23 protein-coding genes and 1 other RNA gene are annotated in these 24,278 nt (G+C 68.6%); 11 read left to right on the top strand and 13 right to left on the bottom strand.

Going from position 1 to position 24,278, the window contains the following annotated elements:
- Positions 1-85 precede the first annotated feature (85 nt).
- Positions 86-1,075: a tRNA (adenosine(37)-N6)-dimethylallyltransferase MiaA gene (miaA, locus tag FHP25_RS08895; protein WP_147846573.1), complete on the bottom strand. Its 990-nt coding sequence runs from the start codon at positions 1,073-1,075 to the stop codon at positions 86-88.
- Between the two features lie 138 nt (positions 1,076-1,213).
- Here miaA and serB point away from each other — a divergent pair, with 138 nt between their 5' ends.
- Positions 1,214-2,110 carry a phosphoserine phosphatase SerB gene (gene serB, locus FHP25_RS08890; RefSeq protein WP_147846572.1) on the top strand — a complete coding sequence of 299 codons (897 nt, stop codon included), beginning with the start codon at positions 1,214-1,216 and terminating at the stop codon, positions 2,108-2,110.
- A gap of 133 nt (positions 2,111-2,243) precedes the next feature.
- On the opposite strand, the gene FHP25_RS08885 is transcribed toward serB, so the two are convergent.
- Positions 2,244-2,663 (bottom strand): organic hydroperoxide resistance protein, encoded by a 420-nt coding sequence (locus FHP25_RS08885; RefSeq protein WP_147846571.1) that lies wholly within the window; start codon positions 2,661-2,663, stop codon positions 2,244-2,246.
- Positions 2,664-2,794: 131 nt separating this feature from the next.
- Between FHP25_RS08885 and FHP25_RS08880 the strand changes: the two genes are divergently transcribed.
- Entirely contained in the window at positions 2,795-3,256 is a 462-nt protein-coding gene (locus tag FHP25_RS08880) for a MarR family winged helix-turn-helix transcriptional regulator (RefSeq protein ID WP_147846570.1), read from the top strand.
- A gap of 46 nt (positions 3,257-3,302) precedes the next feature.
- On the opposite strand, the gene FHP25_RS08875 is transcribed toward FHP25_RS08880, so the two are convergent.
- Positions 3,303-4,340, bottom strand: coding sequence for an OmpA family protein (locus FHP25_RS08875; protein WP_147846569.1), 1,038 nt, complete (start codon positions 4,338-4,340; stop codon positions 3,303-3,305).
- A gap of 215 nt (positions 4,341-4,555) precedes the next feature.
- On the opposite strand from FHP25_RS08875, the gene FHP25_RS08870 reads away from it, so the two are divergent.
- Positions 4,556-5,560 carry an NADP-dependent oxidoreductase gene (locus tag FHP25_RS08870; RefSeq protein ID WP_147846568.1) on the top strand — a complete coding sequence of 335 codons (1,005 nt, stop codon included), beginning with the start codon at positions 4,556-4,558 and terminating at the stop codon, positions 5,558-5,560.
- A gap of 219 nt (positions 5,561-5,779) precedes the next feature.
- Here the strand turns inward: FHP25_RS08870 and FHP25_RS08865 are convergent, their stop codons facing one another.
- The 3 genes from FHP25_RS08865 to hflK form a co-directional block, all read right to left on the bottom strand.
- The gene (locus FHP25_RS08865) at positions 5,780-7,243 is read right to left on the bottom strand and encodes a DegQ family serine endoprotease (RefSeq protein WP_178133397.1); all 1,464 of its coding nucleotides are present in this window, start codon (positions 7,241-7,243) and stop codon (positions 5,780-5,782) included.
- Between the two features lie 525 nt (positions 7,244-7,768).
- Positions 7,769-8,665 carry a protease modulator HflC gene (hflC, locus tag FHP25_RS08860; RefSeq protein WP_231712262.1) on the bottom strand — a complete coding sequence of 299 codons (897 nt, stop codon included), beginning with the start codon at positions 8,663-8,665 and terminating at the stop codon, positions 7,769-7,771.
- Entirely contained in the window at positions 8,662-9,837 is a 1,176-nt protein-coding gene (gene hflK / locus FHP25_RS08855) for an FtsH protease activity modulator HflK (protein ID WP_147846566.1), read from the bottom strand. The genes hflC and hflK overlap by 4 nt, the downstream gene beginning before the upstream one ends.
- Positions 9,838-10,033: 196 nt before the next feature.
- Here hflK and apbC point away from each other — a divergent pair, with 196 nt between their 5' ends.
- On the top strand, positions 10,034-11,161 hold the full coding sequence (gene apbC / locus FHP25_RS08850; protein ID WP_147846565.1) for an iron-sulfur cluster carrier protein ApbC: 1,128 nt from the start codon (positions 10,034-10,036) through the stop codon (positions 11,159-11,161).
- A gap of 155 nt (positions 11,162-11,316) precedes the next feature.
- On the opposite strand, the gene FHP25_RS08845 is transcribed toward apbC, so the two are convergent.
- The gene (locus FHP25_RS08845) at positions 11,317-11,958 is read right to left on the bottom strand and encodes a GNAT family N-acetyltransferase (RefSeq protein WP_231712261.1); all 642 of its coding nucleotides are present in this window, start codon (positions 11,956-11,958) and stop codon (positions 11,317-11,319) included.
- 50 nt (positions 11,959-12,008) lie between these two features.
- Positions 12,009-12,941 (bottom strand): FAD-dependent thymidylate synthase, encoded by a 933-nt coding sequence (thyX, locus tag FHP25_RS08840; protein ID WP_147846564.1) that lies wholly within the window; start codon positions 12,939-12,941, stop codon positions 12,009-12,011.
- A 68-nt stretch (positions 12,942-13,009) separates the two neighbouring features.
- Here thyX and ssrA point away from each other — a divergent pair.
- From ssrA to FHP25_RS08810, 6 genes are all read left to right on the top strand, one after another.
- Positions 13,010-13,339: a transfer-messenger RNA gene (gene ssrA / locus FHP25_RS08835) on the top strand.
- A gap of 167 nt (positions 13,340-13,506) precedes the next feature.
- On the top strand, positions 13,507-15,732 hold the full coding sequence (locus tag FHP25_RS08830; RefSeq protein ID WP_147846563.1) for a serine/threonine-protein kinase: 2,226 nt from the start codon (positions 13,507-13,509) through the stop codon (positions 15,730-15,732).
- Positions 15,733-15,819: 87 nt separating this feature from the next.
- A complete protein-coding gene (locus FHP25_RS08825) occupies positions 15,820-16,386 on the top strand; it encodes an SspB family protein (RefSeq protein ID WP_147846562.1) in 567 nt (188 codons plus the stop codon).
- A gap of 176 nt (positions 16,387-16,562) precedes the next feature.
- Positions 16,563-18,179 carry a fumarate hydratase gene (locus FHP25_RS08820; protein WP_147846561.1) on the top strand — a complete coding sequence of 539 codons (1,617 nt, stop codon included), beginning with the start codon at positions 16,563-16,565 and terminating at the stop codon, positions 18,177-18,179.
- Between the two features lie 120 nt (positions 18,180-18,299).
- Positions 18,300-18,716, top strand: a complete 417-nt coding sequence (locus FHP25_RS08815; protein ID WP_147846560.1) for a TfoX/Sxy family protein — start codon at positions 18,300-18,302, stop codon at positions 18,714-18,716.
- On the top strand, positions 18,713-19,507 hold the full coding sequence (locus tag FHP25_RS08810) for an alpha/beta fold hydrolase (RefSeq protein WP_147846559.1): 795 nt from the start codon (positions 18,713-18,715) through the stop codon (positions 19,505-19,507). The genes FHP25_RS08815 and FHP25_RS08810 overlap by 4 nt, the downstream gene beginning before the upstream one ends.
- 6 nt (positions 19,508-19,513) lie before the next feature.
- Here the strand turns inward: FHP25_RS08810 and FHP25_RS08805 are convergent, their stop codons facing one another.
- Both FHP25_RS08805 and FHP25_RS08800 read right to left on the bottom strand, forming a co-directional pair.
- Positions 19,514-19,855 (bottom strand): protealysin inhibitor emfourin, encoded by a 342-nt coding sequence (locus FHP25_RS08805; RefSeq protein ID WP_147846558.1) that lies wholly within the window; start codon positions 19,853-19,855, stop codon positions 19,514-19,516.
- The gene (locus tag FHP25_RS08800) at positions 19,831-20,904 is read right to left on the bottom strand and encodes a M4 family metallopeptidase (protein WP_147846557.1); all 1,074 of its coding nucleotides are present in this window, start codon (positions 20,902-20,904) and stop codon (positions 19,831-19,833) included. The genes FHP25_RS08805 and FHP25_RS08800 overlap by 25 nt, the downstream gene beginning before the upstream one ends.
- A 196-nt stretch (positions 20,905-21,100) precedes the next feature.
- On the opposite strand from FHP25_RS08800, the gene FHP25_RS08795 reads away from it, so the two are divergent.
- Complete coding sequence (locus tag FHP25_RS08795; RefSeq protein WP_147846556.1) at positions 21,101-21,775, top strand: VOC family protein; 675 nt, start codon at positions 21,101-21,103, stop codon at positions 21,773-21,775.
- 33 nt (positions 21,776-21,808) lie between these two features.
- Here the strand turns inward: FHP25_RS08795 and FHP25_RS08790 are convergent, their stop codons facing one another.
- The 3 genes from FHP25_RS08790 to FHP25_RS08780 all read right to left on the bottom strand — a co-directional run bounded on the left by FHP25_RS08790 (position 21,809) and on the right by FHP25_RS08780 (position 23,709).
- Positions 21,809-22,135 carry a DUF4156 domain-containing protein gene (locus tag FHP25_RS08790; protein WP_147846555.1) on the bottom strand — a complete coding sequence of 109 codons (327 nt, stop codon included), beginning with the start codon at positions 22,133-22,135 and terminating at the stop codon, positions 21,809-21,811.
- Positions 22,136-22,216: 81 nt separating this feature from the next.
- On the bottom strand, positions 22,217-22,921 hold the full coding sequence (locus FHP25_RS08785; protein WP_147846554.1) for a glutathione S-transferase family protein: 705 nt from the start codon (positions 22,919-22,921) through the stop codon (positions 22,217-22,219).
- A gap of 74 nt (positions 22,922-22,995) precedes the next feature.
- Positions 22,996-23,709 (bottom strand): hypothetical protein, encoded by a 714-nt coding sequence (locus FHP25_RS08780; protein ID WP_178133396.1) that lies wholly within the window; start codon positions 23,707-23,709, stop codon positions 22,996-22,998.
- Positions 23,710-24,278: the final 569 nt, after the last annotated feature.

Genomic DNA, 24,278 nt, shown 5'->3' with positions numbered 1-24,278 from the left:
CCGCGGAACACATGTTGCGCGGCGCGCGGAACATAGAGGCGTCGGCAATACGGGTCAACCCAATTCGACAAACAAACGCAAAGTTTCAAGTAGCGATTTTATCCAAAAATTTCTCCATATCTCGCCTTTGGTTATTTTCAGTCGTTTCAACGACTATATCGGAAATTATCTGATGTCTGGCCCATGTCATTTGACGTTTTGCATATTGGCTGGTGTTCAGCACCGCGCGTGTGACGGCGTCGGCCAGGGACATGCCGTCATGCAGGCAGGCCCGCAGCTCGGGCACGCCATGCGCCTTCAGCGCCGGCAGGGCGATACCGTCCAGCGTCAGCCCGTCGAGACGCCCGCGCGCCGCCAGCACGGCCTCCAGGGCCCGCACCTCGTCCAGGACGCCGCCCTGCACCATGGCCTCGAAGCGCCGCCGGTGGCGGGCGCGCAGCCAGGCCCGGTCGGGCGCCAGCAGCACCGTGATGAAGCGCCATGGCGGCGGCATCTCGGCGCCGGCTGCCTGCTGCCATGCCGTGATCGACCGCCCGGTCGCCTCGAGCACCTCCCAGGCCCGCACCAGCCGCTGGCGATCGTTCACGGCGAGCCGCTGCGCCGTCGCGGGATCGCGCGCCATCAGCCGCGCATGGAAAGCCTGTGGTCCCAGCTCGGCCCACAGCGCCCGGCTGGCGGCGCGCATACCGGCCGGGATCTCGGGAATCGGCGAGAGGCCGTCGGTCAGGGCACGCAGGTAGAGCCCCGTGCCGCCGACCAGGATCGGCAGGCGCGCGGCCGCCAGCGCCGTTTCGATCTCGATGCGGGCCATCGCGCGCCAGCGCGCCGCGGTGCCGACCTCCCAGGCCGGCAGCACGCCATAGAGGCGATGCGGCGCGCGCGACTGCTCCGCCGCCGACGGCTGCGCCGTGATGATCGGCAGCTCGCGATAGACCTGCATGGAGTCCATGTTGATGACCGTGCCGCCGCTGAAGGCGCGGCCGGCGATCCGCAGCGAGGGACGCGTCGCCAGGTCCAGGCCCAGCGCCGACTTGCCGCTGGCCGTCGGCCCGATGATCACAAGGACAGGGTTCATGGCATCCTGCCGGGAGCGGTTGCATGCGCCGGCAACCTCGTGACCATTCGCCGCAGACCATGCGCGCGCTTGTCAGCGCCGGGCACGATTCCCATCATGCGCGCCGCTTTTGCCCTCGGTCCGTCCACGGTCTTGTACATGGATCACGTTCTTACCCTGATCGCCGACCCGCGGCGACCCGCCGTCGATGCGGATACGATCGTCGCGGTGCGCACGGCGCTCGCTGCCGCCGGCGCAACCCTGGGCGAGCCGGCGGTGCTCGCCCGCGACATCGCCGTCGACCTGCCCTTCGCGGCCGTCGCGCCGGGAGCGGCGATGGCCACGGCGTGGCAGGCGCTCGGCGAGCGGCCGATCGACGCGATCGCGCAGTCCGCCGCGGCCCGGCGCAAGAAGCTGCTGGTGGCCGACATGGAATCGACCATCATCGAGAACGAGATGCTCGACGAGCTGGCGGACTTCTTCGGCCTGCGCGATCAGATCGCGGCCATCACCGCCCGCGCCATGAACGGCGAGATCGACTTCGCCGCGGCCTTGCGCGAGCGCATCTTCCTGTTGAAGGGATTGAAGACGTCGCTGCTCGACGAAGCCGCCGCACGCATCCGCTACATGCCGGGCGCCGCGGCGCTGATCGCCACCATGCGCGCCGACGGCGCCTATTGCGCGCTGGTCTCCGGCGGCTTCACGCATTTCACCGCGATCGTGCGCCGCAAGCTGGGCTTCGACATCGACCGCGCCAACCAGCTGCTGGCCGAAAGCGACACCCTGGCCGGCGCTGTCGCCGAGCCGATCCTGGGCAAGGAGGCCAAGCTCGCGGCGCTGCAGGAGCTGGCGGCCGCGAGGGCGCTGCGGCCGGAACAGACGCTGGCGGTCGGCGACGGCGCCAACGACCTGCCGATGCTGCAGGCGGCCGGCCTGGGCATCGCCTTCCACGCCAAGCCGACCGTCGCCGCCGCCGTCGCCGCGAACATCCGCCACGGCGACCTCACCGCCCTGCTCTATGCCCAGGGCTACAAGCAAGACGAATTCGTGGATTGATCCCTCCCCCAACGCAGTTGGGGGAGGTGGCCGAAGGCCGGAGGGGGACCCAACGTGGTCTCGGTAACAGGGAACACGTTGGCTCCCCTCCGCCCCTTCGGGGCACCTCCCCAACTTTGTTGAGGAGGAAAACTCATTCCACGCTCACCTTCACGGGAACGTTGCCGCGCGTAGCGTTGGAATACGGGCAGATCTGCTCGTGCGCCGTCTTCACCAGGTCCTCGGCCACGGCGCGATCGACGCCCGGCAGGCTGACGCGCAGCTCGACCTCGAGCCCGAAGCCGCCCTGCTCGCGCGGGCCGATGCCCACCGCCGCCTTCACCGACGACTGCTGGATCGCGACCTTGCGCTGGCCGGCGACATAGCGCACCGCGCTCTCGAAGCAGGCGGCATAGCCGGCGGCGAAGAGCTGCTCGGGATTGGTGCCCGGCTTGGCGCCACCGCCGAACTCCTTGGGCCGGCCCAGCTGCACGTCGAGCGCGCCGTCCGATGAACGGGCATGGCCGTCGCGGCCGCCGGTGACCTCGGCATGGGCCGTGTAGATGATCTTCATGACGATCTCCTGTGGGATTATCGACCAACGTGACGCTCACTATTTAATTGTGCACAATTGATTTGTCCATCATAAGATTGCGTGATATCGGTGAGCCTGTTCGCGGGCGCCTCCCGCACCACATGGAAGCAATGGCTGCCAAGAACACCCTCGCAACCGATGCGTTGAAGCTCGACAACCAGCTCTGCTTCGCGCTCTACGCCGCCTCGCGCGCCATGACGGCCGCCTACCGGCCGCTATTGGAAGCGCTCGGGCTCACCTATCCGCAATACCTGGTGATGCTGGTGCTGTGGGAAACCGGCGGCAGCACCGTCAAGGATCTCGGCACGGCGCTGCGGCTGGATTCAGGCACCCTCTCGCCCCTGCTCAAGCGGCTGGAAGCCGCGGGCCTGATCATGCGCCGCCGCTCGGCGGATGACGAGAGGGTCGTCGACGTGGCGCCGACCGAGGCCGGCAAGGCATTGAAGCAGCGCGCCCTATCCATACCCCAGGCGCTGGCCTGCCGCGCCGGCCTGAGCGAGCGCGACATCGCCGCCTTGCGCACCGAATTGCACCGCCTGGAAAGCAGGCTGTCGACGGCTGACGCGCCATAGGCGCAGCCAACGCGCCATTGCCGCGACGAGGAGCGATCGTCCGCGCTTACTGCTGCACCAGCTCCACGCGGCGGTTCTTGGCGCGGCCATCTTCCGTCGCGTTGGATGTCACCGGCGCCAGCGGGCCCAGGCCACGGGCCGTCATGCGCGAAGCGGCGATGCCGTGCTGCGTCGCCAGCGCCCGCGCGACGGCTTCGGCGCGGCGCTGCGAGAGCCCGACATTGTAGTCCAGCGCTCCCTGGTTGTCGGTGTGGCCGACGATGTAGACCTTGAGCGCGGGATTGGCCTGCATCAGCTTGGCCATCTCCTCGAGCTGCGGCTTGGACTCCGGCTTGATGTCGGCCTTGTCGAAATCGAAATAGATGCCGTAGATCGCCTGCTTGCCTTCGCGCGACAGGTTGGTCGCCATTTCCGGCGCCTGCACCGTCACCATGCGCTTCTCCATGGTGCCGCTCTCGACGATGTCGACGAAGACCGCCACGCGGTTGCTGGCCGCCTTGCTGGCCACGTTCTCCTGATAGGCCGCGAAGACGATCACATGCACCGTCCCCTGCGGGCGGTCGAGCTTGACCACCAGCATCCGTGGATCGACCACGCCGGCCGAGAAGGCGTACTCCATCACCTGGGTGGCGCTGAGCCGGCGGCTGGCATTGAACTCCAGGAAGGGCCGCTCGGGCGAGTCGCCGCACGTGTCGCGATTGCATTCGAACAGCGGCTTGAAGCCGCCCGCGAGCAGTGCCTCCTTGTAGTTGCGAATCACTTCCAGCGAGGTGCGCTCCATCGGCGCGATATAGAGCAGCCGCGTGCGCGCACCCTCGACGGCGTCGACACGCTCGAAATGGCGCTTCTCGACGCCGGGATCCACCGACGGCCCCATCGGGATGTCGACTTCGGCGAAGCGGTCGGTCTTGTAGCCGATGATCAGGGAGCCCTCGTAGCGCGGCACCAGCGGATGGTCCTTGGCGCCGGCGAGGTCGCGTGTGATGGGCACGTTGGGCTGGGCCGTGGCCGCACCTTCTGCCGCCAGCCACGCCGTCGCCAGGAGCAGGCCCAGACGCAACGCGCCGCGAATGGCAAACCGCATGATCACCCCTCCCCCGCGATGAGCAATTACTCATATTTGGCACAAACGACGTATCGGCACCAGTGGGAATTTCGCAGACTCTTCCCGGAGCGCAGGCGCGTCTTGCACGCCATGGCGCTCATGCCGCCGACGGATGCCGTCGGACCGCCGGCGCTCCAGGAGCATGGACCGGCAAGCAGCCCGCCGCTATGACGGCGCACCATCCGGAGGACTCCATGACGCAGACCACCCAGATCGTGCTCGCCAGGCGCCCGCAGGGCGCGGTGACATCCGATTGCTTCCGCCTCGAGCGCCCTGCCCTGCCGGCCCTGGGCGACAACCAGATCCTGGTCAGGACGCTCTACCTGTCGCTCGATCCCTACATGCGGCCGCGCATGACCGAGCTGCGCTCCTACACGCCGCCGTTCGAGCTCGACCAGCCGCTGACCGGGGGCGCCGTCGCGGAGGTCCTCGAATCGCGCAATCCCAAGTTCGCGGCCGGCAACATCGTGACCGGCATGCTCAACTGGGCCACGCACCAGGTCCATGATGGGCGTGGCCTGCGCAAGGTCGAGCGCGACGCGGCGCCCCTGTCGGCGCATCTGGGCATCCTCGGCATGCCCGGATTCACGGCCTGGCACGGCATGCTGCGCATGGGCCAGCCCAAGGCCGGCGAGACGGTGTTCGTGTCGGCCGCCACGGGCGCCGTCGGCCAGCTGGCGGGCCAGCTGGCCAAGCTGCAGGGGGCGCGGGTCGTCGGCTGCGCCGGCGATGACGCCAAATGCGGCTACGCCACCAGCGCGCTGGGCTATGACGCCTGCTTCAACCACCGCACCGAGACGGACTACGGCGCGGTGCTGGACCGGCTGTGCCCGGACGGCATCGACGTCGACTTCGAGAATGTCGGCGGCGCCATCTTCCACGCCGTGTTCGCGCGCATGAAGAACTTCGGGCGCATGGTGATGTGCGGCGCGATCTCGGAATACCAGGACAGCAAGCCGCAGCCGGGCCCGGAAAAGATGTTCACCATCGTGCAGCGCCGGTTGCGCATCGAGGGCTTCATCGTCTCGGACCACATGGCCGGCATGGGCGCCTTCGTGACCGAGGTCGGGGCGCTGCTGAAGGCCGGCAAGATCCACCATCGCGAGACCGTGGTCGAGGGCCTCGAGCAGGCCCCCACCGCGTTCATCGGCCTGCTGAAGGGCGAGAACTTCGGCAAGCTGGTCGTGAAGGTGGGTTGATTCCCTTCCCCGCGAAGCGGGGAAGGTGGCCCGAAGGGCCGGATGGGGAGCCGACGTGGTCTTAGTTGCTGAGACCACGTCGGCTCCCCTCCGCCCCTGCGGGGCACCTCCCCAACTTCGTTGGGGAGGAACAAAAGAACGGCGCCGGAGATCATCCGGCGCCGTCGCTTCTTCCCAGTTTTCCCAGACGCGCCCCTGAGTGCGCAGGCTGGCTACCTGCTAATTCTGGAACCTCAGCGCCACGAACCGCGGGTCGCCCTTGGATTCAACCAGCAGGACGGCCGCCTTCTTCTTCTGGTCCTGAAGCTCCTTGACCTTGCTCTGCACGTCGCTCGGCGAGCTGACCTCGGTCTGAGCGACCTCGAGGATGAGATCGCCGACCTTGATGCCCTTTTCGGCGGCCGGACTGCCGTCCGTGACCTTGACCACGACCACGCCCTTCTGCGCGTTCTGCAGCCCGTGCTTCTCGCGCAGCGTATCGGTCAGCCTGGCGACCGTGATGCCGAACGGCTCGATCGTGCCCGGCGGCTCGGCTTCCTTCGGCGTCGGCCCCTTGCCGCTGCCCTTCAGCGCCGCGGTCTGCTTGTCGCTGTCCTCCAGCTCGCCGACCTTCAGCTTCAGGGTGGTCTTCTTGCCGCCCCGCATGACGATGACATCGACGCTCTCGCCGACCTTGGACTCGGCCACGATGCGCGGCAGCTTCTTGGAGTCCGGGACGTCCTTGCCGTCGAAGGAGAGGATCACGTCGCGCTGCTTCAGGCCGGACTTCTCGGCCGGACCGTTGGGCGTGACGCCGGCGATCAGCGCGCCGCGCGGCTTGTCGAGGCCGAACGACTCGACCATGTCCTCGGAGATGCTCTGGATCTGCACCCCGATCCAGCCGCGCCGCACCCGGCCGAACTCGCGCAGCTGGTCGACCAGCGGCTTGGCCAGGTTCGAGGGGATGGCGAAGCCGATGCCGAGGCTGGTGCCGGTGGGCGAGTAGATCGCCGTGTTGATGCCGATCACATCGCCGTCCATGTTGAACAGCGGACCGCCCGAGTTGCCCTTGTTGATGGCGGCGTCGGTCTGGATGTAGTCGTCGTACTGGCCGCCGATGTCGCGCGAGCGTGCCGAGACGATGCCGGCCGTGACCGTGCCGCCCAGGCCGAACGGGTTGCCGATCGCAACCACCCAGTCGCCGATGCGCGACTTGTCCGAATCGCCGAACTTCACGAACGGCATCGGCTTCTTGTTGGGCGGCTCGACCTTCAGCACCGCGATGTCGACCTTGCTGTCGCGCGCGATCAGCTTGGCCTTGAGCTGGGTGTCGTCATGCAGCAGGACAGTGATCTCGTCGGCGCCGTCGATGACATGGTTGTTGGTGACGATGACGCCGGACGGATCGATGACGAAGCCCGATCCCAGCGAGGTGCCGCGGCGCGGCCGATCCGGCCGGTTGCCGCGATCGCCGAAGAAGTCGCGGAACAGATCCTCCAGCGGTGAGCCCGGCGGCGGCTGCGGCATATCGCCTCGGCGGCGCTCGGCCGGAATCTGCTGTGTGGTGGCAATATTGACCACCGCCGGCAGCAGCCGTTCAGCCATGTCGGCGAAGCTGACCGGCGCGTCGCGCGCTTCGGCCGGCGACCACAGAACCGGCACTGGCGCCACCCACAGGACGGCCGCCGTCGCGACTGCCGCCAACCCCGGGCACCATGCACGGACGCCCCGCGCGATCCCCCTGGAGGAACCCGCAAGAGTACGGATTGCAACACTCTTCACGTTCTGCCTCCGAAGGTCTCCGGGCCGGGCCGCAGAATGCCGGGCGGGCGCGGAAACGCGTTCGAAATCTGCTTCGCCGACCATTTACATGCGGTGCGACGATGGCGCAAATGCGGCAAGCGCCCGAGCCGGGAAAACACGATAAATACCGCGTGACAGTGACATTCCTGCAACGGCGGCACCGCACTTTTTGAGCGCAGCGAGATTTTCCGCCGGATCTGGACGCACCGGTGTCGTCTCCCTCTCCCCGCGCGCGGGGAGAGGGAGGGGCCCATGCCGAAGGCATGGGAAAGCGAGGGGTAGGTAGGACCGATCAAGCCATGCGGCAAGAGCAAGGACTGATCGCGCGTACCCCTCACCCTCCCATCGCTTCGCGATGGGTCCCACCCTCTCCCCGCGCGCGGGGCGAGGGTGCCGTGCCGGACTTCGGTCAGACGACGTGAATCGTCACTTCGGCGCCGCTTGCGGCAGCTGCCCCCCGATGTTTCCGAAATACCGGAAGAAATCGCTGTCGGGCGACAGCACCATCGTGGTGCCGGCGCTGCCCAGCGCCTGCCGGTAGGCTTCCATGGAACGATAGAAGGCGAAGAACTGCGGATCGCGGCCGAACGCGTCGGCATAGATCTTGATCGCCTGGGCATCGCCCTCGCCGCGCAGGGTCTCGGACTTCTTGCGGGCTTCCGACAGCAGGACGACGCGCTCGCGGTCGGCGCCGGCCTTGATGCGCTGACTCTCCTCGTCGCCCTCGGCGCGCAGCTGGCGCGCCTCCTGCTCGCGCTGGGTGCGCATGCGGTTATAGACCGCCTCGGAGTTCTCGCGCGGCAGGTCGGCCCGCTTGATGCGCACGTCCACGATCCGCACGCCGTATTCGTCGAGCGCCGGCTTCTGCACGAAGGCGGTGATGTCCCTCATGAGCTGCTCGCGCCGCTCGGACAGCACGGCCTGCAGCGGCACGGTGCCCAGCTCGCGCCGGATGTTGCCGTTGATCAGGTTGCCGAGCTGGGAGCGGAAGGTCGCCTCGTTGTTGCTGGTGGCCTGATAATACTTCAGCGGGTCCACGATCAGGTAGCGGGCGAAGGCATCGACCACCAGCCGCTTCTGGTCGCCGGCGATGAGCTCGAACTCCTCGGCCTCGATATGCAGCAGGCGCTTGTCGATGCGCACGACGTCTTCCCAGGGCCACTTGAAATAGAGGCCGGGCTCGGTCCGCGGCTTGCCCTTGACCGCGCCGAAGGCGGTGACCAGGGCCTGCCTGGTCGGGTCGATCACGAAGAATGACATCTGGACCAGAAGCGCCAGCACCACCAGCGCCACGGCTGCTCCGATCATCCTGCCGCTGCTCATCGCGAGGCTCCCTGGCCGGGGGGGGTGGCGGCCGTGGGGCCGGGACGTTTCTGCAGCTCGGGCAGCGGCAGGTAGGGCACGACGCCGCTGCCGTTCTTGTCGAGGATCACCTTGTTCACGCTGCGCAGTACCTCTTCCATGGTCTCGAGATAGATGCGCTGCATGGTGATGTCCTTGGCCAGCGAGTATTGCTGGTAGACCGAGATGAAGCGCTGCGAATCGCCCTGCGAGCGGTTCACGACCTCGGTGCGGTAGGCCTCGGCCGCCTGGACGAGGGCCTCGGCCTCACCCTTGGCCCGCGGCACGATCTCGTTGCGGTAGCCGTTGGCCTCGTTGATCTTGCGCTCCTTGTCGGCGCGCGCCGCCTGCACGTCGCGGAACTGCGCGATCACCTGCTGCGGCGGGTCGGACTGGCGCAGCGCCAGGCCGACGATGCGGATGCCGACATTGTAGCTGTCGAGGAGGCGCTGGATCTCCTCGCGCGCCTCCTCCTGGATCTGGCTGCGGCCCTCGGTCAGCGCGAACTGCAGCTGCGAGCGGCCCACCACCTGGCGCATCGCCGATTCGGCGGCCGCCTTCACGGTTTCGTCCGGGTTGGGGGCGTTGAAGACGAACTTGTAGATGTCCTGCACCTGCCAGAAGACGACGAACCCGATGTCGAGGATGTTCTCGTCGGACGTCAGCATCAGGTTCTCGCTGGTGATCATCCGCTGCGGTCCGCGCGAGCCTGGCACGGTGCGCGTCTCAGGCGTCGGCCCCGTCGAGCCGATGGTCACCGAGCGCTGGTTGGTCACGTCGACCTTGACCACGCGCCCGATCGGCGCCGGCAGGTTGTACTTGAGGCCTTCACCCTGGGGCGGGCCGTTGGGGCGGCCGAACACCAGCTCGATCGCCTGCTGGTTGGTCTCGACCCGGTAGAGGCCGGTCAGCAGCCAGCCCACCAGCACCACCAGGGCGACCAGGATCAGGCCACGGGCCGATCCCATGCCGCCGGGCAGGATATTGCGCAGCCGGTCCTGCCCCTTGCGCAACACTTCTTCCAGATCCGGCGGCCGCGGTGGACCGCCACGGTTGCCGCCGCCACGGCCACCGCCGCCGCCCCAAGGGCCGCCGCTACCGCCGCCGCCACCCCAGGGACCGCCGCCGCCACCGCTGTTGTTGCTCCAAGGCATCGAAACCTCGCTGTCGTCACCCAACTCGCCGGGTGGTGTTTCCTTTTCTTTCCGGCCCGGCTGCATATATGACAGGCGCGACGCGGGCGCAACGCGAGGGCCGCCCGCCGACCCGTTGCCTGTCCATCGCATGCCCGGCTCGTCGCATGCTATGTGGTGACGATGTTGCGGCTGTGCACGCGTTGGGGGAAGCGCAATGGCGGAGATTGACCGCAAGGCGGTGGAGACGGCGCTGGCTGCTGTGATGGCCCCTGACGGGGCGCGCAGCGTCGTGGCCGCCGGCCTGATCGACGGCATCGCCACGCGCGGCGGCCATGTGCAGTTCGCGCTGAAGGTCGATCCGGCGCTCGGCCCCCGCCTCGAGCAGCTGCGGCTGGCCTGCGAGGCGGCGGTCAAGGCGCTGCCGGACGTGAAGTCGGTGACGGCTGTCATGACCGCCGAGCGGCCGGCGGCGCGCGCGCCGCAGCCGGCCCACGGGCATGGGCATGGGCCGCGCCCGGCCGGCGGCCCGGCGCAGCAGCCGATCCTGGCCACCGGCATCGACAAGATCATCGCCGTCGCGTCGGGCAAGGGCGGCGTCGGCAAGTCGACCACGGCCGTCAACCTGGCGCTGGGGCTGGCGGCGCTGGGGCGCAAGGTCGGCATCCTCGACGCCGACATCTACGGCCCGTCCATGCCGCGCATGCTGAAGGTGACCGAGAAGCCCGATTCCAAGGACGGCAACAAGCTGCTGCCGATCGAGCGCTTCGGGCTGAAGACCATGTCCATCGGCTACCTCGTCAGCGAGGAGACGCCGATGATCTGGCGCGGGCCGATGGTGCAGAGCGCGCTGGAGCAGATGCTGCGCGACGTCGAGTGGGGCGCGCTCGACGTGCTGGTGGTCGACATGCCGCCAGGCACCGGCGATGCCCAGCTCACCATGGCGCAGCGCGTCAAGCTGGCCGGCGCCGTGATCGTCTCGACGCCGCAGGACATCGCGCTGATCGACGCCCGCAAGGGGCTGAACATGTTCCGCAAGACGGCCGTGCCGGTGCTCGGCATCGTCGAGAACATGAGCTACTTCCTGTGCCCGCATTGCGGCGAGCGGTCCGACATTTTCGGCCATGGCGGCGCCCAGCACGAGGCCGAGCGGCTGGGCGTGCCGTTCCTGGGCGCCGTGCCGCTGCATCTGGACATCCGCATCCACTCCGACGACGGCAACCCGATCGTGGCCGCGCAGCCCGACAGCGAGCACGCCCGCACCTATCGCGCCATCGCCCAGCGCGTGTGGGACGGCCTGCAGGGCGGCAGCCAGCGCCCCGCGCCAAGGATCGTGATCAAATAGGAGCATCTCCTCTCCCGCAAGCGGGAGAGGAAGGGGCCCATCGCGAAGCGATGGGAAGGTGAGGGCCTGAGGGCTCAGCACCTCGTGTGTGTCCCCTCACCCGCCGGGCGCTGCACGCCCGGCGACCTCTCCCGCTCGCGGGAGAGGTGAAGACCTCACCCCTTGCGCTTCGGCGTCCGCCGCTTGCGCAGCTTGCCCTTGGCCCGAGCCTTGCGCGCCTGGTCGCGGGCGCGGTCACGCTTCTTGGCCGGAACCTTGCGCTCGGGCTTGGGCCGCGGCGCGAGCGAGCCCGGCCCGATCATGCCATGCACGCCGATCATGGCGCCGGCGATGGTCTCCAGCGCCAGGAAGCGGCGCTCCTCGACCCAGCCGGGAAGCTGCAGATGCAACGCAAGCTCACGCCGGAAGCCGAACGGGTTGTAGTATTCGGGGTCGCCCACCAGGATCACCCGGCTGATGCCCAGCTCGCGGCAGCGCGCCAGCCCCTGCCACATCAACGCCTTGCCGTAGCCCAGGCCGCGCAGCTCGGGCGCCACGGCGAGCGGTCCCAGCAGCACCGCCGGCCATTGCTCGTTAATGATGATCGGCCAGAAGCGCAGCGACGCCACCAGCTTGCCCGTTTCGTCGAGCGCCACGAAGCAGAGGTCGCGGATCGGCCGCACGCCCTCGCGCAGCTTGTAGACGGTCTTCTGCATGCGGTCGGGTCCGAACGCCGCTGCGACCATCGCGTCGATCGCGGCCGCATCGGTGCGCCGCTCGCGCACGATGCGCATCGGCTTCTGCGCCAGCTGGACCATGGCTCTGCTCTTTCCTTTTCGCTGCGCCCGGGATGACGATGGGTCCTGGTCTAGCGCTCCAGCACGGCCATCAGCTCGCGCCATTCGCGCGCGCTCAGCCCGGAGCTCTTCTGGTCGACACTCTCGCCGGCCAGCATCTTCTTCACCACCGCCAGGCCGGTGCGCGACAGGCTGGCGCCGCCCATGCGGTACTCCATGAAGGCGTCGTGGCAGAACGGCGTCCAGCGCTTGAGCGTGTCGAGCATCACGTCGGCGTAGGCGCGGATCTCGTATTGCGCGTGCGCATCGGCGCGCAGCGACAGGAAATGCATGAGGTTGTACAGGTCGGTCTTCCAGTACCACTGGGTATAGAAGTTCAGCGACAGGTTCATGCGCGCCAGCTCGCGCGCCAGGCCGGAGCGCCCGGGGTCGAGCGGCGCGCCGTCCTCGCCTTCGTTGAGCATCTCCAGGTAGTGCTCGTAGGCCAGCGCCGAATCCCGCTTCAGCAGCTCGAACACGCGCTCGGCCTCTGGCCCGGCCAGCACCGCATCGCGGCCCTGGCGGTTCGTCTTGCTCTGCGCCGCCAGGTGCTCGGGCCGCGGGATGTAGAACTCGTTGTCGAGGATCGAGTAGCGCGCCGAGTACTCGTTGACGTTGGCCGTGCGGTGGCGGATCCACTGGCGGGCCACGAAGATCGGCAGCTTCACGTGATACTTGATCTCGCACATCTCGAACGGCGTCGTGTGGCGATGCCGCATGAGGTAGTTGATCAGCCCGCGGTCCTCGCTGACCTTCTTGGTGCCGCGCCCGTACGACACCCGCGCCGCCTGCACCACGGCGGCATCGTCGCCCATGTAGTCGACGACGCGGACGAAGCCATGATCGAGCACCGGCAGCGCCTGGTAGAGGATCTCCTCCAGCGCCGGCGCCACGGCACGGCGCGTGGACGCTGATTCGGTCCGCAGCCGATCGATTTCGGCGGCCTGGTCGGTCGAGAGGGGCATGGCAAATCCGGTCTTTATCTTGCGCGCCGACTGTAGGGCCGGCGTGCGTCGCCTGCCATCGGGAAAACCGCCTTCAAATCGGCGCCGTGGTCGCCTATATAGGTCATGTCGGGAAACCGACTATGGCGATAAACGCTGCGTGGCATAGGCGGATCGGACCCGGGGGCGGTACCCGGCGCCTCCACCAGTTCACCGGCCCCGCTATGCGGGGCTGGTTTACGGGGGCGAAACAGGATCGACGGACGCAATAAAGGCGCAGTTTTTGCTCGGCATGGTACCGCCGTTACCGGGCCAAACCACAAGTGCCAACGATAACGACGTTGCACTCGCTGCTGCCGCCTAAACAGCGGACGTAAGCGCGGTTCGGGAGGGCACCGGGCAACAGAAGCCCTCCCACTTTCCTCCCATTCGCGTCATCCCGACGCAGCGAGGGATTTCCTGCGGCAAGGCGCACGGTGCGCTATTCGCAGGAGATCCCTCGCTGCGCTCGGAATGACGTCGATCAACCGCGATGTCCCCGTTGTGAACGGGCGCTCATCACGCTACACTGCCGCCAGAGGGGTTCATGGCTGACAATCTGAGCAGCCGTCCGGCCGGCAGCCCGCCTTTCGGGGCGCTGCCGGCCGGCTACGTGCTGGGGCAGTATCAATTGCAGGGCGTGCTCGGCGTGGGTGGCTTCGGCATCACCTATCGCGCCGCGGACAACCGTCTGCGCCGACCGGTCGCGATCAAGGAGTACCTGCCCAGCGATTTCGCGGCCCGTGCCGGCGACGCCTCGGTGCGGCCGCGCGCGCCCACCGACCAGGAGATGTTCCGCTGGGGCCTGACGCGCTTCCTCGACGAGGCCCGCACGCTGGCGGCGCTGAACGACGCACCCAACATCGTGCATGTCTACGATTTCCTGGAGGCCAACGGCACCGGCTACATGGTGATGGAGCTTGTCGAGGGCGAGCCGCTGGACAAGATTGTGGCGCGCCTGGGCAAGCTCACCGCGCCCTCCGTCCTGCCGATGACCCAGGCGCTGCTGCGCGGCCTGGAGGCCGTGCACCGTGCCGGCTACCTGCATCGCGACATCAAGCCGGCCAACGTGCTGCTGCGCCCCAACGGCGAACCGGTGCTGGTCGATTTCGGCGCCGCGCGCATGTCGATGGGCAAGCGCACGCAGGTGATGACCAGCATCTACTCGCCCGGCTACGCCCCGCCGGAGCAGTACGCCCAGGGCGCCGAGGCGCGCAAGCAGGGGCCCTGGAGCGACCTCTACGCGCTGGCCGCGACGCTTTATCACGTCATCACAGGCAGTGCGCCCGCGGACGCCATCCGCCGCCTGGCCAAGGACAATTATGTGCCGCTAACGCAGTCGGCGGCGGGCCAGTTCCCGCCCGGCTTCCTGTCGGCCGTCGACGCGGCGCTGGCCCTGCCGGTCGAGCGCCGCCCGCAATCGGTGATCGCCTGGAACCAGATGCTGTTCGGCGACGCCTACGGCGCCGGTCCGCTCAGCCGCGGCGGGCCGCCGGGACTGTTCGCGCCGCCGCCGATGTCGATGCAGGGCACGCCGCCGGGCGCCTCGATGCGCGGCGGGCCGATGCCGGGCGCGCCGATGCAGGGCCCGCCGATGCAGGGCCCGCCGATGCATGGGGCGCCAATGCAAGGGCCGCCGATGCACGGCGCATCGATGCAGGGTGGCTACCCGCAGGCCGGCGCGGCCTGGCCGGGCGCTCCCTATGGCAGCGCGCCACCGGCCAGCCACGGCTTCGATCCCGCTGCCGCCTCGCGCGGCGGCATGCCGCCGCCCGGCGCGCCGCCGCAATCGTTCGCGCCGCCGCCGCCCTCGCCCTTCCCGGGCCACAGCCGTCCGCCCGGCGCCCCGCCGGCCAGGCGCGGCGGCACCGGCATCTGGATCGCCATCGGCACGCTGGCCGTGCTGCTGCTCGCCGTCGGCGCCGGCGCGTACTACTACCTGTGCGGGCTCACAACCTCCTGCAGCAGTAGCGGCGGCGATACCACGGCCTGCTATGAGGAGGTGGCGCGTGTGCGCGTCGAGATCCAGCGCGTGGTCGCGACCTTGCCCGGGCAGACCGCTGCCGCGCCGGCGCCGGGACTGACCTGCTCGCAGGAGCTGACGCGGGCCAAGGCCGAGCTGGCGCGGCTGCAGGAGCTGGCGCGCAGCCAATCGAAGACGCCGCCCGTGGTCGTGCCGTCGCGGCCTGAGCCGATACCGCTGCCCCCGCCGCCGGTGGATGTGAAGCCGCCGGTCGTGGAGCCACCGCCACCGCCGGTCGAGCCCAAGCCGCCGGTGGTCGAGCCCAGGCCGCCCGCGCCGCCGGTCGACACCGCGCCGGTGCCTGCGCCGCCGGTGCCCACACCGCCGCCGACGCCGCCCGTGGTCGAGCCCAAGCCGCCCACCCCGACGCCGGCACCACCGCCGCCGACGCCGCCCGTCGCCACGCCCAAGCCGCCGCCTCAGCCGGCGCCGCCGCCCCCGGTCGAGCCGCCGTCGCCGTACGCGGTGCATGAAGGCCGCTGGTTCGGCTCGGCCAACCTGCTGCGCGAGTCGGGCCAGGGCCGTTGCGCGCCGGTCTTCACGCTCACCGGCATGGTGCGCGACAACATCTTCAACGGCACGTCCAGCCTGGGCGGCTCGGCGGCGATCCGCATCCGCTCGCGCACCAAGCGCGTGACCGACATCGCGCTGCCCGGCGTCGCGGTGCGCTCGACCAACGGCACATTCGACAACTTCAACTTCGAGACCGCGACCGGCTGCGTTTACGCGGTGCGCATGTTTCGTCAGTGACATGCAGGTCTGGCGCGTGTTGACAGGACGGGCAGCATCGGCTGATTGTCACCTCGTGCGCCGCGGACGGCGCGTGTCGACCGGCGAATGATGACGGATAAGTTCCAGTACGAAGCCTTGGTAGATGAAGCGTTGCGCGGCGTGGTGCGCCACGTGCTGACGCATGCGGCCGAGCACGGCCTGCCGGGCACACACCATTTCTACATCAGCTTCCGCACCACGGAGCCAGGCGTCGAGATGCCCGACTACCTGCGCGCCAAATATCCCGACGAGATGACCATCGTCCTGCAGCACCAGTACTGGGGCCTGGAGGTGACGGAGCAGTCGTTCGAGGTGACGGTGAGCTTCAACAAGCGCAACGAGCGCCTGAAGGTGCCGTTCGCCGCGCTGTCGGCCTTCGTCGACCCCTCGGTGCGCTTCGGCCTGCAGTTCGAGAAGCGCGGCGGCACGCCGCAGTCGCTGCCGGCGCCTGACAAGCGCCCGGCGCTTGTCGGCCCGGCGCCCGGCAGCAGCGATGCCGCGCCAGCGCCGGCCGCGGACGCCGCCAAGCCGGCCGACAAGGACAAGCCGGCCGCCGATGGTGACAAGCCCGCCGAGGAGAAGGAAAGCGGCGCCAAGGTCGTCACGCTCGACGCCTTCCGCAAGAAGCCCTGATCTTTCATTGGGACCGCGGGCGTCCACGCCCGCATCGGCGCGCAGCGCCGACACCGTTCGCTCTGCGAGCGAATGCGGGCGTGGACGCCCGCGGTCCCAGCAGTCTTGACGCTGCGGCCGAATCATAGTCTTACCGCGCCGGCCCATCCCCGGGGCCTGCAGCAGAGGAAGCCGCCATGGTCGCGTTTGCCTATCAGGACATGTTCCCGCTCGGCGCCGATGCGACGCCCTATCGCAAGCTGACGTCCGACTTCGTCGGCATCGCCACGCTGGCCGGCCAGGACATCCTCACGGTGGCGCCCGAGGGCCTGACCCAGCTCACGGCCGCCGCCTTCCACGACATCGCCCATCTGCTGCGGCCGGGGCATCTCAAGCAGCTGCGCGCCATCCTCGACGACTCCGAGGCCACCACCAACGACAAGTACGTGGCGCTGGAGCTGTTGAAGAACGCCAACATCTCGGCCGGCGGCGTGCTGCCGATGTGCCAGGATACCGGGACCGCGATCGTGATGGGCAAGAAGGGCCAGCGCGTGTGGACCGGCGGCGGCGACGAGGCGGCGATCGCCAAGGGCGTGTTCAAGACCTACACCGAGACCAACCTGCGCTACTCGCAGGTGGCGCCGATCTCGATGTTCAAGGAGGTGCAGACCGGCACCAACCTGCCGGCGCAGATCGAGATCTATGCCACTGACGGCGACGCCTACAAGTTCCTGTTCGTCGCCAAGGGCGGCGGCTCGGCCAACAAGACCTATCTCTACCAGCAGACGCCGGCGGTGCTGAACGAGGCGTCGCTGCTGAAGTTCCTCGACACCCAGATCCGCACGCTGGGCACCGCGGCCTGCCCGCCCTACCATCTCGCCATCGTCGTCGGCGGCACCTCGGCCGAGCTCAATCTGAAGACGGTGAAGCTCGCCTCGACGCGCTATCTCGACGACCTGCCGAGCGAAGGCGGCAAGGATGGCGTCGCCATCCGCGATCGCGAGATGGAGCAGAAGGTGCTGGAGCTGACGCGCAAGATGGGCATCGGCGCGCAGTTCGGCGGCAAGTATTTCTGCCACGACGTGCGTGTGATCCGGCTGGCGCGGCACGGCGCCTCGGTGCCGATCGGGCTCGGCGTCTCGTGCTCGGCCGACCGCCAGGCGCTGGGCAAGATCACCAGGGACGGCATCTATCTCGAGCAGCTCGAGGCCAACCCGGCGCAGTATCTGCCCGAGGTCGAGCCGGCGCAGCTCTCGGGCGAGGTCGTGCCGGTCGATCTCGACAAGGGCATGGCGCACACCTTGGCGACTCTGACAAAGCATCCGGTGAAGACGCGCGTCAGCCTCACCGGCACGCTGATCGTGGCGCGCGATTCGGCGCACGCCAAGCTCAAGGAGCGGCTCGATAGCGGCGAGGGCCTGCCCGACTACTTCAAGCAGTTCCCGGTCTACTACGCCGGTCCGGCCAAGACCCCGGCCGGCATGCCGTCGGGTTCGTTCGGCCCCACCACAGCCGGGCGCATGGACTCGTACGTCGACCAGTTCCAGGCCGCCGGCGGCTCGATGGTGATGCTGGCCAAGGGCAACCGCAGCAAGCAGGTGGTCGATGCCTGCCAGAAGCACCGCGGCTTCTATCTCGGCTCGATCGGCGGCCCGGCCGCGATCCTGGCCAAGAACAACATCCGCCAGGTCGAGGTGCTGGAATATCCCGAGCTCGGCATGGAAGCGATCTGGCGCATCAAGGTCGAGAACTTCCCGGCCTTCATCGTCACCGACGACAAGGGCAACGACTTCTTCAGCGAGCTGAAGATCTGAAACGCCCGCCAAACCGTCATCCCGAGCGCAGCGAGGGATCTCCTGCGAGCGGAGACTCCCGTTCGAGGAGATGTCACGCTACGCTCGACATGACAGGTTTGAACCGACGATAGCCATGCCATGTCCGACTTCGTCGACTATGTGCGCGATCAGCTGCGCGGCATCGGGCCGTTCACGGTGCGCGCCATGTTCGGCGGCCACGGCCTCTACTGGCACGGCCTGTTCTTCGGCCTGATCGCCGCCGACACGCTTTATCTGCGCACCGACGCGCGCAATCGCGACGACTACACCGGACGCGGCCTGGCACCCTTCAAGCCGTGGGAAGACCGCAGCGTCACGCTGAAGGCCTACTATCCGGTGCCGGAAGACGTGCTCGAGGATCCCGACACGGCCGGAGCCTGGGCCCGCGCGGCGCTCGATGCGGCGCAGGCGGCAGGCCCGCCCAAGCCGACGGCGCGCCGATCGGCGCCGCGCGAGGACGGCGCGACAGCATCGCGTCGCGGCCGCACGCCGCGGCCGGGCACCCGGACGCGATGACCACGCGCCGCCGCCTCTTGCAGGCCTCGGCCGCCGCCGGCACGGCGCTGGGGCTGGGGCGGCACGCCCGGGCGCAGCAGCGGCCGCGCACCTATGTGCTCATCCACGGCGCCTGGCATGGCGGCTGGTGCTGGCGGAAGGTCGTGCCGCGCCTGGCGGCCGCCGGCCACCGCGTGCTGGCGCCGTCGCTGCCGGGCCTGGCGGAGCGCGCCGATCTGCTGTCGGCGGCGGTCGGGCTCGACACCCACATCGACGACGTCGTGACCCTGCTCGAGCGCGAGGACCTGCGCGACGTCGTGCTGGTCGGCCACAGCTATGGCGGCCTGGTGATCACCGGCGTCGCGGACCGCGCCGCGTCACGCCTGGCGCATCTGGCCTATCTCGACGCGGTCATCGTCAACAGCGGCGAGGCGTGGAGCGCGACGCACAGCCCGGCCCTCGCCGCGACCTGGGCGAGGCTCGCGGCGCCCTCGGGCGGCATCAGCGTGCCGCCGCCCGATGCCGGCGCCTTCGGCATCGCACGCACCGACGACCGCGCCTGGGTCAACCGGCAGCTGACGCCGCATCCGTATCGCACCTACACCCAGCCCCTGCGCCTGACGCGGCCACCGGGCGCCGGCCTGCGCAAGACGCACATCGCCTGCCGCGGCCCGGGCGCGCTGTCGGCGGCGGCGCGCCGCGTGCGCATCGACGAAGCCGCCGGCTGGTCGACCCGCGCGATCGACGCCGCGCACGATGCCATGGTCACCGAGCCGGCGCGGCTGGCGGCGCTGTTGCTGTCGCTCGCCTGAGCGCGCTCACGCCGGCGACGGGCGCTGCCGCTGTCCATGCGCCGTCACGAAGCTCACCAGTGCGCGCCATCCTGGCGGCAGCGTGCCCTCGGCCCCCGACGCCTGCCACGTGTCGGCACCGGCCGTGACGACGATATCGTAGGTGAACCGGTCGCCGCCGGGCGACTGCGCTACGGGCGCTGCCGCGATCGGCTCCAGCGCATTAGCCAGCCGGCGCAGATGCTGCGCTTCCTCGGGCTTGAGATCACCCTCGGCGAGCGTGACGCGCAGCGTCATGCCCGCCAGGCCACCGCCGCGCTCGACGCTGACCCTGACCGGTGACGCTATTTGACGCCCACCTTGTCCCATGCCGCCTTCACAGCCTTGGTCTCGGCGGCCGACTTGCCGTACAGCTCCGTCGCCGCGCCGATCGTCGCCAGCCGCGCGTCGTGGAATGTCGCGCGCGGCTTCAGCCAGTCACACAAGGCAGTGTACCAGATGCGCCCGGCCTTCTCCCAGGCAAACCCGCCGATCGCGGCCGCGGCCAGGTAGAAGGCACGGTTGGGGATGCCGGAGTTGATGTGCACGCCGCCGTTGTCGGCGCTGCCCTTGTAGAAGTTCTTCATATGCGCCGGCTGCGGATCCTTGCCGAGCTGCGGGTCGTCATAGGCCGTGCCCGGCTCCGACATGCTGCGCAGCCCCTTGCCCTTGATGCCCGGCGCCAGCAGCCCTTCGCCGATGATCCAGTCGGCCTGGTCAGCCTTCTGCTTGCGCTTCCATTGCTTGACCAGGCTGCCGAAGACGTCGGACATCGATTCATTGAGCGCGCCCGGCTCGCCCTGGTAGACCAGCCCGGCCTCGAACTGCGTGATGCCGTGCGTCAGCTCATGCCCAATGACGTCGAGCGAGATCGTGAAGCGCTGGAACAACGTGCCGTCGCCGTCGCCATAGACCATCTGGCGCCCGTCCCAGAAGGCGTTGTCGAACTTCACGTCGTAGTGGACGGTCGAGTTGAGCCGCAGTCCCGAACCGTCGACGGAATTGCGGCCGTACACCTTCTTGTAGAAGTCGTAGACGGCGCCGGAAGAATCATACGCTTCCGTGACGGCGACATCGCTTGTCGCGGGATCGCCCTCGCCCCGGACGAGCTTGCCCGGCAGGTCCGTCCCGGTCTCGGCGTCATAGATCGTGCGCCGCTTCTCCCCCGCCGGCAGCGCGCCGACCGCCAGCGTCGCCATGACCGTGCGCACGCCGCGGAATTGCGCGGCATCAGCCAGCGATTGCAGGGCCCGCTCGCGCAGCTCGCCGCTGGCCGTCTCGGCGACGTGACGTACGATGTGCGGCGGAATGATGTGGCAGATCCCATGGTCGTGGTCGCAGCCAGCATGAAGCTGCTGCATCAGGTCGTCCGGATGCATGGTGCTCTCCCCTGATCCGAGCAGGCAGCGGCAATGGCTGCCGTGCACAAGGCGTGCTTGTGACAACGCAGGGAAAATCGACGAATGAACGCACTGATGATCTCGTTCTATAGCACGTTTACATGTGATCAATCAATCAATTTATGGCTGCGCAAGCCCGTCTTGCTCGCCGCCGCATGCCCGGTGATGATGGGTCATGAAATTCGCCAAGAATCACATCGATGTCGGGCTGTTCAGCAACCGCCGCGAGGCGCAGCTCGCCTTCTGGCAGGACGAGGTCGGCCTGCCCTACGACCATCTCGGCAAGCTGGGCGGCGGCATGCAGCAGCACCGCCACCACATGAACGGCTCGATCCTGAAGATGAACCACGCGCGCGACCCGCTGCCGGCGGCGGCGCCGTCGGCCATCACCGAGCTGCTGATCGCGCGCGACATCGACCGCCCCCGCCACCTGCTCGATCCCGACGGCAACCGGGTGACGCTGGTGCACAAGGGCTGCGAGGGCGTCACCGGCATCGGTGTGGTGCTGCGGGTCAACGACCGCGAGGCGACCGACCATTTCTATCGCCACGTGATGCAGTTCGAGTCGCCGCGCGACGGCGTCTACCGCTGCGGCGACTCGCTGCTGATCGTGGCCGCGCAGGGCAAGGTCGAGCGCTGCGAGGAGTGGCGCGCGCCCGGCTACCGCTATTTCACGGTGCAGGTCTGGGACTGCCTTGCCGAGCATCAGGCCATCCTCGACCGCGGCGGCACCGAGGGCCGCGCGCCGATCGTGCTGGGCGACACCGTGCGCTACTCCTTCGTGCGCGATCCCGACGGCACCTTCATCGAGATCTCGCAGCGCGCCTCGCTGACCGGCGGCAAGCTGTAGCCGCGGATCGCCCGCCGCCCGCCCGCGCCGTCACTACCGCGGCCGGAAGGCCTCGCCGCGCACCGTCTGGCTCCAGGTCCAGTAGGCCGGGCCGGGATTGAACGTGAGCACGACATGCGTAGCCCCCATCGCGGCGGCCTGCTCCAGCAACTCGTTCACCGCGTTCATGTAGCCCTGGTTGCGCGCGACGCCGGCCTGGATCGAGGAGCCCATGACCTGGCCCACGTACTGGTAGTCCGCGACCTGGTCGGGCCCGACGATCTGCACCCTGGCGCCAGCCTCGGACAGGCTGGTGGCGCACCCGCTGGTCGCGACGGCGGCCGCCAGCGTGACGGCCGCCCATTGACGCCCAAGCCCCATCGTCTCCCCCCGGTTGTTCTTGCGCACAAGATACTATACCGCGCCGATGTTTGCACCGGCTGGAATCGGGGGCGGCGGGCTCTATGTGCGCTTCGGGATCTCCAGCCCGCGCTGCACGGCCGGCCGCGCCAGGCCGCGCTCCAGCCATGCCGGCACCCGGCTCAGGGTGTCGAACGCCACCAGCTCGCGCGCGCCGTAGAAGCCGATCAGGTTGCGCACCCAGCCCAGCAGGGAGATGTCGGCGATGCTGTAGTCGTCGCCCATGATCCACGGGCGGCCGTCCAGCCGCGTCTCGAGCACGCCCAGCAGGCGCCTGGACTCGTCGCGATAGCGCTCCAGCGGGCGCTTGTCGGCGATCTCGCGGCCGGCGAACTTGTGGAAGTAGCCGACCTGGCCGAACATCGGCCCGACCGCGGCCATCTGGAAGAACACCCACTGCAGGGTCTCATAGCGCCGCGCCGGATCGGCCGGCATCAGCTTGCCGGTCTTGTCGGCGAGATAGACCAGGATCGCGCCCGACTCGAACAGCCCCAGCGGCGCCCCGCCCGGCCCGTCCGGATCGATGATCGCGGGGATCTTGCCGTTGGGGTTCAGCGACAGGAACTCCGGCGTCCAGCTCTCGTTCCTGGTGATGTCGACCAGGTGCGGCTCGTAGGGCAGCCCGATCTCCTCCAGCATGATCGAGACCTTCACGCCGTTGGGCGTCGGCAGCGAGTACAGCTGCAGCCGGCCGGGATGCGCCGCCGGCCAGCGCCTGGTGATCGCGAAAGCGGACAGATCAGGCATCGGTTCTCCACAGGTGTTCGTGCGCAGAAGCGCGCGATGTATCACCCGGTCGCGATGCCCCGCAAGGCGGCGCCTCAGCGCCGGCGCGGCCATTCCGGCGGCCTGGTCTTCTCGAAGTACTGGCGCGGCGGATTGAAGACCGTGTCCACCAGCGCCAGCCGCAGCGCGAACTGCTTGCTCTGCCGGCAGAACGCCTCGACCATGTCCTCGTTCTCCTCGTAGTAGTCGCGCGAGAACGCAGCCAGGTCGCTGTTGGCCGCGATGGTGTTGCGGATGTTGTAGTCCGAGATCAGGTCGCGGTGGATCTCCGCCGAGAACATGTTGGCGACCATCACTGCGATCTCCTCCTCGTCGGAATCGCCGATCTTGCCCGACACCGCGCGCACGATATGCGTCAGCTCGTGCAGCAGCAGCTCGTGCGGCGCGCCGGCCGGCTCGTAGGTGCCGCGCGGGCCGGCGCAGCTCGAGGCGCCGCCATGCACGAAGGGCGTGAACGAGACCGTGCCGGTGAACAGGCCCCAATCCTTCTTCGCCCAGGCGTTGCACTCGCCGCCCTGGCCGTCATAGGGGAAGATCAGCACCGGCCGGTTGTGGAAGCGGACCGAGGTGATCACGGCCTTGCCGATCTTGGTCGCCGCCTCCAGCGCGCGCAGGATGCCGACGACCTGCGCGATGTACTGGCGCGCCTTGCGCTCGTCCTTGATCCCGTCCGGGCGCACCGTGATGGGGCCGAACCGCTGCTGGATGCTGGATGCGGCTTCGAACCAGTGTTCGGTCAGGAAGATCATCGCCTGCCTCTCCTGCAGCGCATTGGCTGCGGAAACGCGCATGCATGGCCGCGCTACTACGCCATGCCCGGGCGAGCCCCAACGGCCCCGCGCCCTCAAGATGAGTGTGTGATCACACTATAATGACGCCGGTCCTCCGTCAATCCAAAACCGCGTAACCGCTTGAAAGTAATCAGCAAACACGAGGTGTCCTGGTTACGCACCCGACCGGGCGCATGCCGGCCGGTCAAGAAGCTGGCGACCGACAAGAACGCCGAGATCTCGGCCGCCGAGTTCAAGCCGCTGCGCGATGCCCTCATCGCCTGGTATGCCGCCACCTGGGCCCGATGTTCCAGCCCGAGCAGATCATGGACTTCAACCTCGGCATCGCGCAGCCTTCCGGCAAGTGGCAGGAGTGGCGCTAGACACAGCAGCGCCTGGCGGAGAGACCGCGAGAAGGTCAACCACAGAGTTCCGCACCGACTACGTCGGCCACAAGGGCTGAAACGGGTGCTAAGCTGTTGTCCGGCCGGCATCGAGGTTGGTCGGATCCCTAGTGCAGAGGAGCCTGACACAGAGTTTGAACCCTG

It is taken from the genome of Vineibacter terrae (genome assembly GCF_008039615.1).
Lineage (GTDB): Bacteria > Pseudomonadota > Alphaproteobacteria > Reyranellales > Reyranellaceae > Vineibacter > Vineibacter terrae.
This window is presented reverse-complemented; position numbering and strand designations above follow the sequence as displayed.

Excerpts from the sequence above, each read along its gene's own strand:
- FHP25_RS08795 (WP_147846556.1), top strand. The coding sequence starts at position 21,101 with ATGAAATTCGCCAAGAATCACATCGATGTCGGGCTGTTCAGCAACCGC.
- FHP25_RS08810 (WP_147846559.1), top strand. The coding sequence starts at position 18,713 with ATGACCACGCGCCGCCGCCTCTTGCAGGCCTCGGCCGCCGCCGGCACG.
- FHP25_RS08790 (WP_147846555.1), bottom strand. The coding sequence starts at position 22,135 with ATGGGGCTTGGGCGTCAATGGGCGGCCGTCACGCTGGCGGCCGCCGTC.
- FHP25_RS08885 (WP_147846571.1), bottom strand. The coding sequence starts at position 2,663 with ATGAAGATCATCTACACGGCCCATGCCGAGGTCACCGGCGGCCGCGAC.
- FHP25_RS08815 (WP_147846560.1), top strand. The coding sequence starts at position 18,300 with ATGTCCGACTTCGTCGACTATGTGCGCGATCAGCTGCGCGGCATCGGG.
- hflC (WP_231712262.1), bottom strand. The coding sequence starts at position 8,665 with ATGAGCAGCGGCAGGATGATCGGAGCAGCCGTGGCGCTGGTGGTGCTG.
- FHP25_RS08800 (WP_147846557.1), bottom strand. The coding sequence starts at position 20,904 with ATGCATCCGGACGACCTGATGCAGCAGCTTCATGCTGGCTGCGACCAC.
- serB (WP_147846572.1), top strand. The coding sequence starts at position 1,214 with ATGGATCACGTTCTTACCCTGATCGCCGACCCGCGGCGACCCGCCGTC.
- miaA (WP_147846573.1), bottom strand. The coding sequence starts at position 1,075 with ATGAACCCTGTCCTTGTGATCATCGGGCCGACGGCCAGCGGCAAGTCG.
- FHP25_RS08820 (WP_147846561.1), top strand. The coding sequence starts at position 16,563 with ATGGTCGCGTTTGCCTATCAGGACATGTTCCCGCTCGGCGCCGATGCG.
- thyX (WP_147846564.1), bottom strand. The coding sequence starts at position 12,941 with ATGCCCCTCTCGACCGACCAGGCCGCCGAAATCGATCGGCTGCGGACC.
- apbC (WP_147846565.1), top strand. The coding sequence starts at position 10,034 with ATGGCGGAGATTGACCGCAAGGCGGTGGAGACGGCGCTGGCTGCTGTG.
- FHP25_RS08780 (WP_178133396.1), bottom strand. The coding sequence starts at position 23,709 with ATGATCTTCCTGACCGAACACTGGTTCGAAGCCGCATCCAGCATCCAG.
- FHP25_RS08830 (WP_147846563.1), top strand. The coding sequence starts at position 13,507 with ATGGCTGACAATCTGAGCAGCCGTCCGGCCGGCAGCCCGCCTTTCGGG.
- FHP25_RS08880 (WP_147846570.1), top strand. The coding sequence starts at position 2,795 with ATGGCTGCCAAGAACACCCTCGCAACCGATGCGTTGAAGCTCGACAAC.
- FHP25_RS08870 (WP_147846568.1), top strand. The coding sequence starts at position 4,556 with ATGACGCAGACCACCCAGATCGTGCTCGCCAGGCGCCCGCAGGGCGCG.
- FHP25_RS08785 (WP_147846554.1), bottom strand. The coding sequence starts at position 22,921 with ATGCCTGATCTGTCCGCTTTCGCGATCACCAGGCGCTGGCCGGCGGCG.
- FHP25_RS08805 (WP_147846558.1), bottom strand. The coding sequence starts at position 19,855 with ATGGGACAAGGTGGGCGTCAAATAGCGTCACCGGTCAGGGTCAGCGTC.
- FHP25_RS08875 (WP_147846569.1), bottom strand. The coding sequence starts at position 4,340 with ATGCGGTTTGCCATTCGCGGCGCGTTGCGTCTGGGCCTGCTCCTGGCG.
- FHP25_RS08845 (WP_231712261.1), bottom strand. The coding sequence starts at position 11,958 with ATGGTCCAGCTGGCGCAGAAGCCGATGCGCATCGTGCGCGAGCGGCGC.
- FHP25_RS08825 (WP_147846562.1), top strand. The coding sequence starts at position 15,820 with ATGATGACGGATAAGTTCCAGTACGAAGCCTTGGTAGATGAAGCGTTG.
- hflK (WP_147846566.1), bottom strand. The coding sequence starts at position 9,837 with ATGCCTTGGAGCAACAACAGCGGTGGCGGCGGCGGTCCCTGGGGTGGC.